Annotated in this window: 13 protein-coding genes and 5 tRNA genes; 5 read left to right on the plus strand and 13 right to left on the minus strand. The window is 44.2% G+C overall.

The features are described 5' to 3' along the window. Positions 1-45: 45 nt before the first annotated feature. Together LAJ61_RS09015 and LAJ61_RS09020 are read right to left on the minus strand one after the other, a co-directional pair. Positions 46-762: a 16S rRNA (uracil(1498)-N(3))-methyltransferase gene (locus LAJ61_RS09015; protein WP_224053639.1), complete on the minus strand. Its 717-nt coding sequence runs from the start codon at positions 760-762 to the stop codon at positions 46-48. 62 nt (positions 763-824) lie between these two features. After that, positions 825-914 (minus strand) — tRNA-Ser (locus tag LAJ61_RS09020). Between the two features lie 475 nt (positions 915-1,389). On the opposite strand from LAJ61_RS09020, the gene LAJ61_RS09025 reads away from it, so the two are divergent. Further along, the gene (locus LAJ61_RS09025) at positions 1,390-2,727 is read left to right on the plus strand and encodes a dicarboxylate/amino acid:cation symporter (protein WP_224053640.1); all 1,338 of its coding nucleotides are present in this window, start codon (positions 1,390-1,392) and stop codon (positions 2,725-2,727) included. Positions 2,728-2,833: 106 nt separating this feature from the next. Here the strand turns inward: LAJ61_RS09025 and LAJ61_RS09030 are convergent, their stop codons facing one another. The 4 genes from LAJ61_RS09030 to LAJ61_RS09045 form a co-directional block, all read right to left on the minus strand. Continuing rightward, the gene (locus LAJ61_RS09030) at positions 2,834-3,139 is read right to left on the minus strand and encodes a CopG family transcriptional regulator (RefSeq protein ID WP_224053641.1); all 306 of its coding nucleotides are present in this window, start codon (positions 3,137-3,139) and stop codon (positions 2,834-2,836) included. A 214-nt stretch (positions 3,140-3,353) separates the two neighbouring features. After that, complete coding sequence (locus LAJ61_RS09035) at positions 3,354-3,842, minus strand: hypothetical protein (RefSeq protein ID WP_224053642.1); 489 nt, start codon at positions 3,840-3,842, stop codon at positions 3,354-3,356. Positions 3,843-4,000: 158 nt separating this feature from the next. Next, positions 4,001-4,076: transfer RNA gene (locus tag LAJ61_RS09040), tRNA-Asn, on the minus strand. Positions 4,077-4,268: 192 nt separating this feature from the next. Further along, positions 4,269-4,344 (minus strand) — tRNA-Asn (locus tag LAJ61_RS09045). A gap of 441 nt (positions 4,345-4,785) precedes the next feature. Here LAJ61_RS09045 and LAJ61_RS09050 point away from each other — a divergent pair. From LAJ61_RS09050 to LAJ61_RS09065, 4 genes are all read left to right on the plus strand, one after another. After that, complete coding sequence (locus LAJ61_RS09050; RefSeq protein WP_051499411.1) at positions 4,786-5,235, plus strand: acyl-CoA thioesterase; 450 nt, start codon at positions 4,786-4,788, stop codon at positions 5,233-5,235. An 8-nt stretch (positions 5,236-5,243) separates the two neighbouring features. After that, entirely contained in the window at positions 5,244-5,918 is a 675-nt protein-coding gene (locus LAJ61_RS09055; protein ID WP_224053643.1) for a DUF2059 domain-containing protein, read from the plus strand. An 87-nt stretch (positions 5,919-6,005) separates the two neighbouring features. Then, a tRNA-Val gene (locus tag LAJ61_RS09060) sits at positions 6,006-6,081 on the plus strand. Between the two features lie 27 nt (positions 6,082-6,108). Then, a tRNA-Asp gene (locus LAJ61_RS09065) sits at positions 6,109-6,185 on the plus strand. A gap of 342 nt (positions 6,186-6,527) precedes the next feature. Here the strand turns inward: LAJ61_RS09065 and LAJ61_RS09070 are convergent. The 7 genes from LAJ61_RS09070 to cydD all read right to left on the minus strand — a co-directional run bounded on the left by LAJ61_RS09070 (position 6,528) and on the right by cydD (position 16,442). Further along, the gene (locus tag LAJ61_RS09070; RefSeq protein ID WP_050324178.1) at positions 6,528-7,232 is read right to left on the minus strand and encodes a potassium channel family protein; all 705 of its coding nucleotides are present in this window, start codon (positions 7,230-7,232) and stop codon (positions 6,528-6,530) included. Between the two features lie 23 nt (positions 7,233-7,255). Next, positions 7,256-9,037, minus strand: a complete 1,782-nt coding sequence (locus tag LAJ61_RS09075) for a TrkH family potassium uptake protein (RefSeq protein WP_224053644.1) — start codon at positions 9,035-9,037, stop codon at positions 7,256-7,258. A gap of 153 nt (positions 9,038-9,190) precedes the next feature. Next, complete coding sequence (locus LAJ61_RS09080; RefSeq protein WP_224053645.1) at positions 9,191-11,020, minus strand: sensor histidine kinase; 1,830 nt, start codon at positions 11,018-11,020, stop codon at positions 9,191-9,193. Positions 11,021-11,083: 63 nt separating this feature from the next. Further along, on the minus strand, positions 11,084-11,752 hold the full coding sequence (locus tag LAJ61_RS09085; RefSeq protein WP_224053646.1) for a response regulator: 669 nt from the start codon (positions 11,750-11,752) through the stop codon (positions 11,084-11,086). A 111-nt stretch (positions 11,753-11,863) separates the two neighbouring features. Next, complete coding sequence (locus LAJ61_RS09090) at positions 11,864-12,724, minus strand: PepSY domain-containing protein (protein WP_224053647.1); 861 nt, start codon at positions 12,722-12,724, stop codon at positions 11,864-11,866. A 222-nt stretch (positions 12,725-12,946) separates the two neighbouring features. Further along, positions 12,947-14,740, minus strand: a complete 1,794-nt coding sequence (locus tag LAJ61_RS09095; RefSeq protein WP_224053648.1) for an amino acid ABC transporter ATP-binding/permease protein — start codon at positions 14,738-14,740, stop codon at positions 12,947-12,949. Between the two features lie 4 nt (positions 14,741-14,744). Further along, the gene (gene cydD / locus LAJ61_RS09100; RefSeq protein ID WP_224053649.1) at positions 14,745-16,442 is read right to left on the minus strand and encodes a thiol reductant ABC exporter subunit CydD; all 1,698 of its coding nucleotides are present in this window, start codon (positions 16,440-16,442) and stop codon (positions 14,745-14,747) included. Between the last annotated feature and the right edge of the window lie 356 nt (positions 16,443-16,798).

Consider the following 16,798-nt stretch of genomic DNA (forward strand, 5'->3'; position numbering starts at 1 on the left):
AACTTTGGCGATAGCAGCTTATCTGAGGGCAATGTAGGGCTGTTTTTATTGGCTAGTTAACAGTGCATGACCGCAGAGCACACTCACGGCATTCTCAGTGCGTAAGATGCGATTGCCAATATGCGCCACTTGGCAGCCAGCGGTTTTGAATAATTCGACTTCATAATCGATCCAGCCGCCTTCAGCCCCAATCACTAGCACATGTGGCAAGGCATTATCCCACACTTGGGTAAACTGCTCATTGGCGTAAGGATGTGCCAAAATCGCCTGTTTACCTGCGATTAAAGCAGGTAGTTCATCCTCAACAAAGGGTTTTAAGCGCTTTTTGAGGCTTACGGTTGGGCTTACGGTATCGCAGGCTTGTTGTAAGCCTTCATGGATATAGTTATCGAGCTGAGTTAAAAATGGGGTTTGCCAGTAGCTCTTTTCACTACGGTAACTATTGACCAAGATAATATGCTGGACACCCATCGCCGTCATGTCCAAAAATAGACGACGCAATACCTTGGGGCGGGGAATTGCCAAAATAACAGTCAGTGGCAATTTGACAGGTGGCGCAATAGTACAGTGGATTTGCGATAATTCGATGCTTGAATCGTGGATATTGCTCACAACCGCTGTCCCTAAATGCCCATTTTTGATACCGACTTTCACTGTGTCGCCCAATGTCACTTTAAGCACCTGTTTTAAGTGCATCACGCTCGTTTTATCATTAATAATAGCGGTCGATGAGGTATTTTGTGGTAAAAGAATGATATTCATAGGGATAAATCTTAGGCAATAAAAAACCCCAAAACTTAATTAAGTCAGGGGTTTTTTTAATATGGCGGAAGCTGAGAGATTCGAACTCTCGAAGGGCTCGCACCCTTGCCGGTTTTCAAGACCGGTGCATTCAACCGCTCTGCCAAGCTTCCAAATTGTGGTGGCTATTATATACAAGTGAAATAACAATGCAAGCATTTTTTTACGTTAATGCAAAAAATATTAGCGAAAGAAAGCAAAAGAAAGCTAAATAGAAAGTTAGATAACTATGCTGAACACCTTGCTTAATACTTGGACTTCATACCTTGCGCTGATGTTAAGCAAAATATTGAAGCAAAAAACGCTTAATAACTCACCAATCCTGCGTCTAAAAATATTGATACAACGGATTGTTTTAGTGCCTCTATGTGACCCATTGCAGCTTAACAATAATGTTGAAAATTACCTTGCTGACACGTTATCACATTGTTAATATACGCAGCACTGCAATCCATTAGATTTTCTAATGATTGTTGATAAAATTCTAAAGGTTGTGCGACTATTTGGCTAAATTTGTTCCACAATTTTTATCGCAAATGTAACCTTATCCCAGTTTTAGGGTTCGTCAGATAAAGGAGTGTATCTGTCATGATACCTATCGATACCACCACACTCGTGGAACCCCCCAAACCCCGTAAATGGTACCAAATTCTGTATGTACAAGTGATTATCGCCATTGTACTGGGTATCTTGCTTGGCGTCTTTGCCCCAGAAGTGGGCGAGGCAATGAAACCACTGGGTGATGCATTTATTAAATTGGTTAAAATGATTATCGCCCCCGTTATTTTCTTGACAGTGGTGACGGGTATTGCTGGTATGAGCAATATGAAGCGAGTCGGTCGTGTTGCTGGTAAAGCAATGCTGTATTTCATTACCTTTTCAACCTTGGCATTGATTATCGGTCTTGTGGTTGCTAATGTGTTGCAACCTGGCGCGGGTCTCAATATCGATCCCGCCACACTGGCAACAGGGAAAGATGCGGCTAAAGTGTCTGAGTATGTTAGCAAAGCGCACGATAGTACAATTACCGGTTTTTTGATGAATATTATTCCGGAAACCATGGTAAGTCCACTGACGGAAGGGAATATCTTGCAAGTGTTATTTGTTTCAGTACTGTTTGGTGTTTCTTTAGCATCCGTGGGTGATCGTGCTCGTCCCGTGTTAAACTTCTTTCAAGAGTTATCTGCGCCTGTGTTTAAAGCGGTTGAAATCTTGATGAAAGCTGCGCCGATTGGTGCGTTTGGGGCGATGGCATTTACTATTGGTAAGTATGGGGTGCACTCACTGGGTAACTTAGCCTTTTTGATAGCCTGTTTTTATATCACTTCATTGCTATTTGTGCTGGTGGTGCTCGGTGCTGTGGCACGTTATAACGGCTTTTCAATCATCAAGATGATTAAATACATCAAAGATGAATTGCTATTGGTGTTAGGCACCAGTTCATCAGAAGCAGCACTACCAACCTTGATGCAAAAACTTGAACGCGCAGGCTGCGAAAAATCAGTGGTCGGTTTGGTGATTCCAACAGGGTATTCATTTAACCTAGATGGTACCAACATCTATATGACCATGGCAGCGTTATTCATCGCGCAAGCCTGTAATATTGATTTGACATTGACCCAAGAAATTACGTTATTATTGGTCGCAATGTTAAGCTCAAAAGGCGCGGCAGGTATCACGGGCGCTGGTTTTATCACCTTGGCGGCCACTTTGGCGGTGGTGCCAACTGTGCCAATCGAAGGGATGGCGCTTATCTTAGGGATTGACCGCTTTATGTCAGAGTGCCGTGCATTGACCAACTTAACCGGTAATGCCTGTGCGACGATTGTCGTGTCACGTTGGGAAAATGCGCTAGACAAACAGCGCTTGGACGCAGCGCTCAATGGTCATCCATTACCGCCCGTTGTGAATCATCCCACTGTATAATTGTATAAAGAATAAGTCTATAAAAGATAAGCGTATAAAAGCGTTGATGAATCGTAAAAAACCCAAAACATTTGCGTTTTGGGTTTTTTTATGGGGCTAAAAATGCTTAAGGTTTTGCCGTATCAGTTATTTTGGTTTCTGACTCATTGGCTGTCTCCTCAATCGCTCCAAAAATCACCTCGTCTGACACCCCTTGACGCTTCAGCTTTTCGATAAAACGGCTGTCTTTGGCGAGTGAGTAGCCGACATTCTCGGCATCAAGTCCCCGGCGAATATATAAGCGAATCAAGCCTTGAATACGTGGAAAACCATGATTTTTGGCGACTTGGTTCAACAAATCCCGCATTTCTTCAGTGATTTTGATATGGATAGGAACCATGACTTGTTGACTTTTTTTGATTTTAGTAATCATTTGCATGCCTCGCGTGTGATCAATTTTTAGCAATGAAGCTAGATGTAACCAGTTTATCAATTAGACGGAAAATTTAGCACAATTAGATATCTTTAACCTAGTGTAATTATTTCATTGGCGAGAAACAAGCAAGGCAAACGTAAAATTCCTACAAAAATCTTAGCCAAATGTTGCATTAGCTTAACGCTCGATGCGACCATCAAGCCAATTTTCTTTACAAAATTTGTTGTTCCCAATAGGTCTGTACCGATTTGTCGCATTGATAAACCCTCTCAACGATGCGATCGGCAGGGGCATTATTTACTTTTTTCACCAATTCAACCCACAGCTCAGGCGTACCGAATTCAATAATCACATTGAACAGGGGCGTCATATCGCGCTGCAACAGCGATTGGTCAATCATATATGCGGCAAACACACACGCTTTCGGGTTTTTATCAGCCACTGCGCGATAAGCCATGCCATCAAGCAAGGCTGGCACGGTGATTTTGAATTCTGGTAAAAGCTGCATGGCTAAATGCGCGCTATCAGGCAGCTTGATTAATTCGATAAATTGGGTGATTAAGCTTTCATAGTAAGATTTATCATCTGACGACAGATTACCTTGCTGATGATCGCTTACTAGCTGGGTGATGCGGTCTTTATTAATCGCTTGTTGCAGGGCTAAAAATTGAGATTGGGTAGGGGAAAACGACAGCGTCATAACTAGTACCTTATCAATAGTATCTTAAGTACTTTAGCAGGTGAGATAATAGGGTAGCAAACAAAGGCGTATTAAACAGCAAATTGCTAAACTTTGCTCATAAAAAAACCCATTCACAAGGGAACGGGTTCAAAATATACAACAGAATTTGGCTTGATTGGCTCTCCAACCTGGGCTCGAACCAGGGACACATGGATTAACAGTCCATTGCTCTACCGACTGAGCTATTGGAGAACAGATAATCAAGTGGTGCGTATATTACTGAGATTTAAAAAATGAGTCAAGCATTTTTAGCAAAAAATATTAATAAAATTCATGATGCAAAATGACCCATAGCAATCAAAATGACTCATAGCAATAACGATAGATAAAAAATACCACATAAAAAAAGACCTTTAACAAGCGTTGTTAAAGGTCTTCTTAATATGGCTCTCCAACCTGGGCTCGAACCAGGGACACATGGATTAACAGTCCATTGCTCTACCGACTGAGCTATTGGAGAATAAGCGGTAGAATTTTTTGTTAAACCTGAAAAAATCATCGCAGCGTTTAAGTGGTGCGTATTTTAGCAAATTAACCGTGACTGTCAAGCCCTATATTACAAATATTCGGATTTTTTTATTATTCAACCATTCTATGGCTCAACGGTTTTATTATTTAACTAGATTGTGGCTAGTAATCAGCCAGTTACTGATTGGCTATTGTGATGATAAGGCGAATTTGCTACTTTAGCGATTAAGGCATCACGGTATGGGTCAAGTTAATTCACAGCATTGATTCAAAGCCGCGTTGATTTAAAGCTATGTTAATTCAGAGCTAGGCTGCCGAGGTTAATAATTTTTTATAATAATTGTTATATGAATTAAGAAGGATCGTCATTGTGCCCAACGCCATTGAATCAAATCAAAATTTGCAAGTTGCCCCTTTACAAAACGAACTTACCATGTCTGTGCTGATGACGCCTGACTTGGCAAACTTCACTGGCAATGTGCATGGCGGCGATTTATTAAAGATGCTTGACCAAGTGGCTTATGCTTGTGCCAGTCGCTATAGTGGTGGTTACGTGGTGACGCTATCGGTGGATCAAGTAATTTTTCGTGAGCCGATTCATGTAGGGGAGTTGGTCACCTTTTTGGCAAGCGTCAATTATGTGGGTAAAACTTCGATGGAAGTGGGTATTCGAGTGCAAGCAGAAAATATCCAAAACCGTACGATACGCCATACCAACAGTTGTTATTTTACCATGGTCGCGGTGGATCAACATGGCAAGCCAACCCGTGTTCCACCCCTTGAAATCAAAGATAGTTTGCAAGAATGTCGCCAAAAAGCTGCACAGATGCGTAAAGCATTGCGTTTTCAAAGTAACAATATTTCCCAATGTGATATCAAATAGGCAAAAGAATGCGTCATCAATATCCCGCTAAAAAACCCAACACACCGTTAAATCCATCAGGGTCATTAAATGCTAAAAAATTAGCCTTGCTAACTTTATTGACCTCGACTGGTATGACTATGTTGGTTCATCCTGCTTACGCCGAATTAATCATTCAGAACAGCCCAGTCAATGCTCAAACACCAGTTACGACTATCAATGAATTGCAAACCCAGCCCACGGATGCATCGCTTGACAAGCTTATCAAGGTGCTACATATCGATAAAATGATTGATGAAATGATTGCCCAACGTCAGCAAGCTGCCAATATGATGAAAGGGCTACCTCAAGAGTTGCCTACGGATGAAAACGCGGGCATTTTTAGCCGTCATGCGCAAAAACAACTTAAAAATATCTTTGTTAAATATAGCACCGTCTTGGGAAAGCAATTAGACCAACCCATCTCTAAACAGCAACTGCAACAAGCCTATCAAGCGATTGCCAAAAAGACTTATACCCAAGCTGAAGTCGATGCCCTCAACCAATTTTATGAGACCCCAATGGGACAACGCATCTTGGGCAAACAATCGCAAGTTTCCAGTGAGTTTGTGCAGGTGATGATGCCGACCCTGATAGGTGACACAAGCCAATTTGAAAAAGAGATGCCAAGCTTGCAAAAAGATATCGAAAAAATCTTTAAATAACTAGTTGACAATCCATGACAAGTCTATATAATACGCGTCACTTCGATGATATTGAAGCAACTTGATTGGCTTATAGATTGCCTGTCAGGGTCGTTAGCTCAGTTGGTAGAGCGTCTGCCTTACACGCAGAATGTCGGCGGTTCGAATCCGTCACGACCCACCAACCTATATCATCGTTATCAGCTACCGTGCAGTGGTAGTTCAGTTGGTTAGAATACCGGCCTGTCACGCCGGGGGTCGCGGGTTCGAGTCCCGTCCGCTGCGCCACTTATTTTAGTGGATTTAAAAACGAAATTTTTAAAGTTTTATGCCTCAAATCTCCCCTGATTTGAGGTTTTTTTTGGCTTAAATTTTATAATAAGTTATTGATTTTAAAAAATATGTTGTTTTATACATTTTTCTCTTGATGTAATTAGGAAAATTGATTTTGATTGTTAAGTTGAAAAGATATCCACGTTTGATATTTAAGTAAAACTAACGTGACCAAACGCTTGTGACCAAAAATTTTGGCTGATGACCTACAAGGTCGCAAGCCGTTGTTCAAGCACAAGAAGCCTAGCGAAAATCAAAAAATTAGCCACAACGACTAGATGCTTTGATGGAGTATTGTCAACTATTCTGGGAGGCGTGCATATACTTGAACAGTCGTCTTAAGTCGTTGGTTTCCCCAAATAATACTAAAACCGTATCAGGCTCAATGACAAAATCTGGATGCACAATGCCATCAATTTTGGATTTAGTTTGATTTCGACCAAATCCAAATTGGTTTTGGTGAAATGAAATGGTGGTTAACAGCATCACATTAAACTGATTGATTAAATCAAGCGCGTGAACTGTTTTACCGTAAAATGTAGGCGGTGTCTGTATTTGAACGATACTATAATCATTGTCGAGTTCAAACGAGTCAATTAAGCCATTTAAGGAGAGTTTCTTTGCCCAGTGGGTTGCCGCCTCGTTTTCAGGTTGGATGATGTCATCCACCCCCAATGCTTGTAGCACTTTTTCATGCAGTGGGTTAATCGCTCGGCTAATGATATATTTGGCATTGAGATTTTTGAATAGGGCAGTGACCATCACGTTTTGCCCTTGGTCTTCGCCAATGGTAATGAGCACCACATCTGTTTGGGCGATGGGTAACCCTGAGACGGCGTTTTCACTGGTAGAATCGATACAAATCGTGTGCGAAATGGATTCTTTGTAGCGCTCAACTTTATCCATATCGATATCAATACCAATGACCTCATGCCCTTGACTGGTGAGTTTGGTGGCAAGTGATGAGCCAAAATTGCCTAGACCGACGATGATGTATTTCATATCTATACCTTATCAATTTATCTTTAGGTGATAATAATCTCTTCGCTGGGATAGCGATAGCTTTGATGCCTTGGGCGATTCAATAAGGCAATTAAGATGGTCAACGCCCCAACCCGTCCACAAAACATCAGCCCAATCAGTACGGATTTGCTAAACGCACTTAAATGCGGGGTGATACCTAAGCTTAGACCTGTGGTAGTGTAAGCAGAAACACTTTCAAATAACACTTCTGTCATACTCATGTTGGGCTCTGCCCAGCGTATTAACGTACAACCAAACGCAATGATAATCACTGACAAACAGATAATCGCAAATGCCCGCTTCACTGAGATATCCGCAATTTCACGACGAAATACTTCGATACGAGAATAGCCGCGTGCCAGTGACACAATATTGAGCACAGCGACCGCAAAGGTCGTGGTTTTGATACCGCCGCCTGTAGAGTTTGGGGCTGCCCCGACCCACATCAGTGCAATGGTAAGCATCACGGTCGGCGGCGCTAGCTGTGCCATGTCTACCACATTGATTCCTGATGAGCGCGGTGCAGCTGCCACAAAAAACCCTGTCACAAGTTTGCCAATGACACTGGTATGCTCAGTTAAAGTACCTTGCCACTCAAATGCAAGCACACTGACAAAGGCAAGCACTAGCAAGGACAAGGTCGTCACTAGACTAATGCGACTATTGATACTCAGTAGCCACGGCTTGGCACCATATCGTGAGCGGTTAGGAAACAACAGGCGCATCACCTGATGGCGCAAATATTCCACGACATTGGCAACTATCGCAAACCCCAATCCTCCAAACAAAAACGTCACCGCCACCACCATTTGTAACGGATAATTAAAGCGCAGTTGTAACTCATATAAGCTATCACTCATCGTTGAAAAACCTGCATTACAAAATGCAGAGATGGCATGAAAAACCGAAAAAAAGATGCGACGATGGATACTCATAGGGACATCAAGCATACTGAGATAAATCGCTATGGCTGCCACGGACTCCACCGCAAAGGTGACCGCGAAAATTACTTTGAGCGTCTTTAGTACATCACTCATACGATTGGCTGAGGTCACATGCCCAAGCTGTAGCTGTGTCTGATAACTGATGCGTCCCCGAAAAAAATAGCTAAAATAAGTGGCAAAAGTCAAAATCCCTAAGCCGCCCAATTGAAACAAACACATGATAATAATTTGACCCAATGGGGTAAAAAAAGCGCCGGTATCTTTTACCGCGAGACCCGTAATACACACCGCACTCGTGGCAGTAAATAAAGCATCAACAAACGCAATATGACCATATGTGGCATTTGGCATCATCAGCAAAAACGTGCCGAGCAAAATAAGCAATAAAAAACTTAAAATAAACAACTGGGCAGGGTGCGCCACGACTATCTTAAAGCTAAACTCCATCACCAATAACTGACGAATAAAAGAAACCAACAACGCAATTTTTATCAAGGATTTTTCAAACAAGAATTTGTATAAAAAAGAACTATTATCGGCAAAAAAATGTGTCACCAATAACGCAATGACTAATAAAGCAATGGACAAATCAAACGTGAGCACAAGCTTTGAGCGTATACCTTTTTGCACATATTGACTCAATAATTCAATAAAATTAAGCCCAAGCACGATTAAATAAAACGTCGAAGCCACGCCATGCAACCAAACTTTAAAATCAAAGCCTGTCTCAATAATCGCAAGCAATACAGCGAATAAACCGCTATAAAATACCAGTTTATTAAACACACCCGATGGCTTGTCATGCATTGAGTCCAGCGCATTTTTTTTATTTTTTTTCAATATAAAATCAAACATCGTAAAGTTGACTTCCGTTTTACCCAAGCATAGTTGTTGTACTTTATACCGCAATTATACGTTTGAGAAAACTAGATTGAACAATGATTTAAAAAAAGCAGCAATGATTTGTCAAAATCACGTTGTTTTTGAGGCAGGCTAAAACACCAAGGTTACGGTTAAGCCTTGGGTGGTGGCAGTGGTTTGGGCGTTGTTGTCAACCACTTGCGTAGGGCTGAGATAAATATCGATATTGGCTTGTTGGCAGATTTGATAAACAATCGATAAACCCAATCCCGTACCACCAATCACCGTCAAACCTGAATGGGCGCTTGTGTCTTTGGAGGAAAAAGATTTTTTGGCAGTATCGCTATGGGTTTGTGTACTGCTTGTTTGTCCTTGTCCTAGTGATGCGCTCGATGAATTTTGATTGACGCGGTAGAAGGGTTGAAAGACGTCTTGATAATGGGCTGCATCAATGCCAATGCCGGTATCGGCAACTTGGACGATGAGTCGTTTTGCGCGGTGATTGAGCGTGTTGCTAGCGTTGTTCACCAACACAGGGGTCGGGGTCAATGCGTTGGCTAAATTGGTATAGGTGTTGCTTGACGTTTGTGTTAAATCTTCGATAGTCATCTGGTCAATGACAACAGCGATATTGCCTGTGGCTTGGGTGTATAAAATGGCATTTTGCAGTAAATTTTTGAGAAGGATAAACAAGGCGGTTTCATCTACACTGACCTGCGTCGCTGAGGTACCTAGCGCGGTAAGATGGTTGTCAACTGACAGGGTTTGGTCTTTGCTATCGGCAATCGGAAATAGCAGTTTGATGGCTTCTCGTAGCACGGCGATTAAATCGGTGGGCGTGTTGGTGCGCTCGGTCAGCTGTGATTGCTGGGCTTCCATACGGGCAAGGGTGAGTAGCTGTTCCACCAGATGTTGATTGTGCTTCACTCTGACAGCGAGTTTATGAATGTTTTGTTTGAATTTGGCTTGCCTTGCAGGGTCGCTATACATCGCCGCGTCTTGACTGTATTTTTGCAGTTGTTGCACTTGCAGCGAGATGGCGGTCAATGGCGAGCGTAGCTCATGTGCTGCATCCGCGATGAAGCGATTTTGGTTTTGGATATGCGTGTCAACCCGTTGTAACAACGCATTGATTTCAATGACCAAGGGCATGAGCTCGCTGGGCAGAATTGAGCGATGTTGGCTGTCAGTGGGTAGCTCAATCAAGCTGAGATCTTGCCCATGACGTTTTGCCATTTGCTTAGCTAATATCTGAATCGGACGCAATACGCGCTTTAATACCCAAGGTAATAGTGCAAGCAGCAACAGGGTGGTTAGTAAAATTGGAATAATGGATTGCCAAGCCGATTTTAAGGCAATTTTTTTCTGCCATTCGACAGGTTGACGCACAAAAATCACCCGCCTTGGGGTGTCTTTACGAAAGACTTTCCAAATTTCACCATCAAGGGTTAATTCACTAAAACCAATAGGGGTGTTAACCAATTGCGGGTGAGCCATTGGCTCAATAAAATTGGTGTCAATTTTGCCAAAACGGGCAGGGAAGATATCAACTTGCACACCGTCTTTAACGCCTTGATACTGTAGTACGTTGCTTTCATCATTGGGCGAGAAAACAGTGGTCGGCGTGCTACTGCTAGGGGCAGAAGCTACGATAGCTGGTATAGGCGGTCTAGGCGGTGGTAAGTCTTGCGGTGCAAAATCGTTATCTGGGTTTGATAGCCGCCTATTAGGTTTCAGGTTACGGGGAGGGAGTCGCAGGGTTGAGCGCGAGCTAACCAGCTCAGCAAGATAGCTAAGATTGGTTTCTTGTGAGGTATTAAACTCTTGATAGGTATAGCAAAATACCGCAATTTGTACCAAAATGCCAATCGATAATAATGTGCCAAGTATCCAAACCAGCAATTGTTTTTGTAGTGATTTTTGCAACGGCAGGGCTGTTTTTGTAGGGGTAGTCATGGTCATTTTAGCCGCTATTTGGCGGTCATTGTTTAGATGTTTTTTGAGGCCTTTTGGTATCACTTTTTGTTAGTCTTGGGATTCGGCGCTGATATACCAGCCTAAACCCCGAATGTTTTTAATGCGTTTTTGACCAATTTTTTTGCGCAGTCCATAGATTAAAAATTCAATGGCATTGCTCTCTATCCCCGCCTCCCAATTGTAGATAGAATTTTCCAATTCACTTTTTGAAAACACTTTATCGGGCGCGGTCATAAAAGTGGTGAGCAGCATGTATTCTTTGGCGGTAATATCGATTTCTATGCCGTCACGTTTGAGGCGTTTGGCATTGATATCAAGGGTTAAGTCGCCAACTTGTAGGGTGTTTTGGCTATTGCCTTGTGAGCGGCGCACCAACACACGCATACGAGCGAGTAATTCACTCATCGCAAATGGCTTAGTCATATAGTCATCTGCCCCAGCATCCAGCCCTCTCACGCGGTCTTTGATTTGGTCTCGGGCGGTCAGCACAAGTACAGGCGTGTCGATTTTGGCACTGCGAAGCGTCTCTAACACGCTCATGCCGTCAATTTCTGGCAAGCCCAAATCCAGCAAAATCACGTCATACGATTCGACTTTGAGGGTCAAAATCGCTTCTCGCCCATCTTGTGCCCAGTCTACCGCATACGCTTCTTCTTCTAGACTATCAATCAGACTGTCGGCAATGAATACGTCATCTTCGACGAGTAATACTCTCATTGGGATACCTTTATACACGAATACTGTTCAATAAATAGACTATAACACAAAAAACCGCCATTCTAAGAATGACGGTGTTGCTCATAGGCAAAGTTGCCATTTGGCACTCAATTATGGCTGAGTAGGCGCACGACGGTTGAGGTCGTTAAGTGATTTGACATCGCTCACGGCACCTGTTTGGGCATCAACTTTGACATGATAGACTTCTTTACCTTTTACCACCTCAATCTGATAGCTTGGGGTTCTAGGTGATTGATTTTGGGCAGGGTTTGGTGCAGGCGGCATGCCTGTATTGCCCGTTTGTGGGTCTCTGTTAAAGCGGCGGTGACCGTCACGAGGACCATGACCCATTTTGCCCCCTTTATCCCCACCTAAATGGGCGCCAATGGCTTCACCACCTACTTGGTTCGCTGCCAATTGCATAGCGCGTTCTAGGCTGATATTGATGGCAGGCGGCGCAGGCGGTTGATTGTTGTTGGGGTTATTAGTTTGTTGCGGACGCGCTGGTCGTGATGGCCGTGATCGCATAGTTGCTTGGGTTACTTGACCATTAGAGGCATTGACGATATACAGTTGTGGTTGACCATTCGCATTAAGGGTCATAACCCGGTAGCCGACAATGTTGTCATTGGCGTTGTTGGCGATACGGGCAGGGTTTGGGTTGGGTCGGTTGCTATTGTCATGATAGCGTACACCAACAATGCGTGTGTTCGCGGTTTGTTTTTGTACCAAGGCGACCGCTTGAGAGGCACTGATGCTGGCATTGGCGGCTGCTTGGGCGTTGGCCTGCATGGCTTGTAAGCGTTGCTCAAAGTTCTTGGCATTGGCTGGATGGCGTTTTTGCATTTTTTGTGCTTGTGGTGCCGCTGAGGTGCTCGCACAGGCGGTGAGTGTCGCACCTGTAACGACACTAAGCAAGGCTACACTAAGCCCAGTGGCTAAAAATGAGGGGTTAAATTTTGCTAAGTTCATAGGTTTTCCTGCGGTTGTTAATATAGTTGTTGATAACCCTTGATTGGATAATACTATCATACAAAAATTAAGACAGCAGAAACTTAGCGATAACGCAGAATCAGGCTAGGTAGGTTATAGCAATACAATCAAAAAATTTGCTTTGCATAAACGCCTGTAACAATGGGCAAAAATGTTTATATCAATTTTTTTGCCTGTCAAATCAAGCCTTCCTCTGACAGGTTAAATAAAAACATCAGGCTCAGGTAGTTGCACGATATTAATTGGACACTCGGTTTGCCAAAGATGGTGGGTGACAATGATTAAAATGCCTTGCTGCTGATGCTGTACCAGCATTTGCCACAGTGCTTCACGGCTTTTTTTATCAAGTCCTGCAAACGGCTCATCAAGCAGCAAGATTTTTTTTGGGGTGAGTAATAGCCGTGCCAAGGCAATGCGTCTGGCTTGTCCACCGGAAATGGCTTGCCCGTATTCCCCTAGCGGGGTCTGTAATTGTAGCGGCTGACTGCGCGCCCAGTCTTTGAGCCCAACCTTACCCAGCACTTGCCAAAGCTGTTCATCACTGGCATCGGCGCTGCCCAGTCTTAAATTGGTCGCTAAAGTCTGGTCAAAAATATCAATCTGCTGCCCCAGATAACCTGTGAGTGCTGGCGTATCGTGTAACGCTAGCCAATCCATCCCATTGAGCTCGATGCTGCCTTGTTGCGGTGCTAGTTCATGGGCTAGCACTTGTAACAGTGTTGATTTTCCCGCGCCCGAGCGCCCAGTAATCAATACAGGGATGCCTTGGGTGGCAGTCAAGCTGAAAGCTTTGAAACCGACAATCGCTTGCGGCATTTTGCCAGCGAGCTGATTGATGGTGAGGGTGAGTGGCGCATTTAGGCGCGCAACATCAATCGCTAAAGGGGCTAAATCATGGTTTAAATGATGGTTTAAATCAGGCGTTAAATGCTGGCTAGGTTGTAGCGAAGGATTGAGTAATTCATTGAGTTGGTGTTTTGCTGCCAAACTATTGCCAAGGGCTAGCGAATGGGTGACTAACGGTGCTAGCAAGTCAGTCATGCCCATGATACCGAGGAATAGCGCAAGCAACATCGGCACACTGATGACAAGGGGCGTGTGATAAAAACCCACTAACAAGCCGACCAAAACCGCTGCAATCAGCCACTGCATGATTAGCATGACCAATGATTGGGCGCGCTGGATGCGCTTTTGCTGATGCGTATGCTGAGTGTCGAGGCTGTTAAAAGCAGTCAATTCGGATTGCCAGCGCTGCCAAATCAATAAATGGGTAAGCGCCGATAGCGGATTGAGCAAACTAACACGCCTGGACTCTGCCAATGCCTGATGAGCGCCGGCGTGCTTGATACTACGCCATGTCAGCATGGCAGGTAACATCAAACCCGCGATTAAAAATATGGCAATCAAGACGGGGTTAACCTCATACTGATAAAGTAAGATTGCTACTAGCAAGCTAGCGGTGGTCGCGACTAGCCAAGGTGATACCACGCGCAGTGGCAACTCATTGAGCACCTCAATATCATGGGTTAAACGGTGCATGGCATGGGTAGATTGTAGGGTACTTGACAACTTTACCAGTGGCAGGCGTGCAAACTGGGTAAAAAACCGCACTCGCAGCCGCTGCAACAAACCAAACACCGCATGGTGGGATACTATCATTTCACCATAGCGTCCTGCGGTACGTACCATCGCCATCACACGGATAATCGCTGCCGGTACCAGATAATTAAAACTGTGTGAGCCCAGCGCCACCATCCCCGCCATGGCTGCCGCAGAAATAAACCACCCTGACGTCATCAATAGCCCAATCACCGATAACGCAGTCAGTATGCCTAACAAGGCAGCAATGAGCCATTTATCTAGCTGCGCGCTAAACAGCTGGGTTAAACGAAAGGTTTGATGACTGTTTGCTTTTTTTTGCCGGTGAGTTTTGACAAGGTTATTTTGACTAATAAGCCTATTTTCACTATTGTTTTCACAATTAGAGTCTGTCATACCGTTACGCCTTCGCCAAAGTAGATGCAATATCAAGGCTTATTTGCCGATCCAGCCAAGGCAGGTTTGTGGCATCGTGCGTCACCCATAACACGGTTTTCCCCCTCGTCACTTGTTGTAATAACCCATTAATCTCGGCTGCGGTATCACTATCTAAATGCTCAGTGGGTTCATCGAGTAGCCAAAGGTGCGCCTCTTGCAACAGTAACTGGGCTATTGCCAGTCGTCGCTGTTGTCCACCGGACAAGCCGCTACCACGTTCTCCCAACTGAGTATCTAGCTGATTTGGCAGTGCTTTTATCAAAGGTTTTAAGCCCACTTGCGCAAGAATTTGCCATAGTTTGTCATCACTGGCGGTTGGGTTTGGCATGCGCAAATTATCGGCGATACTCATCGGCAGTAGCATGGTTTGCTGTGACAAATAGGCGATTTGGTGGCGAAATTGCGTGGAATTGATGGTGTTAAAATTTTGGTTATCAATAAAAATATCGCCTTGATAGGCGCAAAAACCCAAAAAAATTTGCAATAGCGTTGATTTGCCGCTGCCACTTTGACCGACAATCGCTAACCGTTCCCCTGCGGCAATAGCAAAACTTAACGGCGCGAGCCGTATGCGCTGCTGATGATTGACCCAAATATTATCCGCGTCAATGGCAGGGGGTGCGGTTAACAAAAAATGGTTAGCTTTTGTTTTTTCAGCTGGCTGAAAAGCTAACAACGGTGATAATTCAGCAATCGCACCTTCCGCTTGCGCTTTGACATGATAATCTGCGCCCAATTGACGTAGCGGGGCATAAAATTCGGGTGCCAACAGCAGTAAAAATAGCGCCGACTGGTAAGGCACAGGCACCGTGTTTTTTTGCCAAGGTAAAATACCGATTAAACCAAAACCCAAATACACGGCAAGTAGCGCAATCGACAGCGCGGCTAACAGTTCTAGCGCTGCGGTGTTTAAAAACGCAATTTTGAGTACCGACATGGTGCGCATACGGTAGGCTTCGGCTGAGGCGTCGATGTCTTGACTCGCGTGCCCGACAGCATCCAGCCGTTGCAGTGTCGCCGTGCCACGTAACCAATCCAAAAATCGCCCGCTCAGCTGTGCCATCGCGGCAAATTGTTGCCGACTTTTACGGGCGGTGGCATGACCAATTAATACCATAAATACAGGGACTAGGGGTGCGGTCAGCAGTAAAATCAGCGTCGCTATCCAGCTTTGGGTCGCAGCGGCGACTAATAGCATGATAGGCGTGGTCACCACAATCAGTCGCTGCAGATAAAAACGGCTGACATAGCCCGTTAAGGCGTCACATTGCTCAATCACCATACTGGCAAGCCCGCCATCACTGCCATACTGGTGGCGCGCCGCACCTACTTGTGCCAGTTTTTCAAGTAGCGTTTTTCGTAGGATGCTGGCTACTTGTAGACCCGCATCTAACGCCAACTGATCTTTGCAAAAATGCAGTAAAGGACGTAGCAACAGACACCCTAGTAGCCACGGCAGATAATCAAAAAATACGTCAGTGGCAGGGCGGTGATGGGTAATTTGTGTTAACCAATCTGCAAAGATGACCGCAATCAGCCAAGACTGCACAATCAATACCAGCGTGGACACAACTGATAGTCCCCATGCCATATAAATCGGTCGCTTTGCCATAGCGGCATAGTGACGAAGGGTTTGGTTGACAGCAGAAGTTTCAGACATGGTTGGTTAACAGTAACGATAAAATCAATGGACATATCATAGCGTATCAAGCGGTTGTTAGATATGGCGTAATGCTCATCAAGGCAATGAGCGTAAAAAATATAAACACATTGCCCACCGATAAGGGTTGATAAAACCTTGATAAAGGCATATAAGAGATAGTTAAATAAAGCGATGAACGACCCCACTTTAAACGACTACCTTCAAAAGACCCATAAACTATCACTTATTCGACTATCACTCATTCAACGATTACCATCTTTGACAGGGTATGAGAAAATGGTAGCAGCAAGGCAATACTAATCATAGTATTTTGTAGTCAGGTGCGACATTATGCCACATGACAAATAATTTAT

Source organism: Faucicola osloensis, assembly GCF_020041925.1.
GTDB classification, from domain to species: Bacteria; Pseudomonadota; Gammaproteobacteria; order Pseudomonadales; family Moraxellaceae; genus Faucicola; species Faucicola osloensis_D.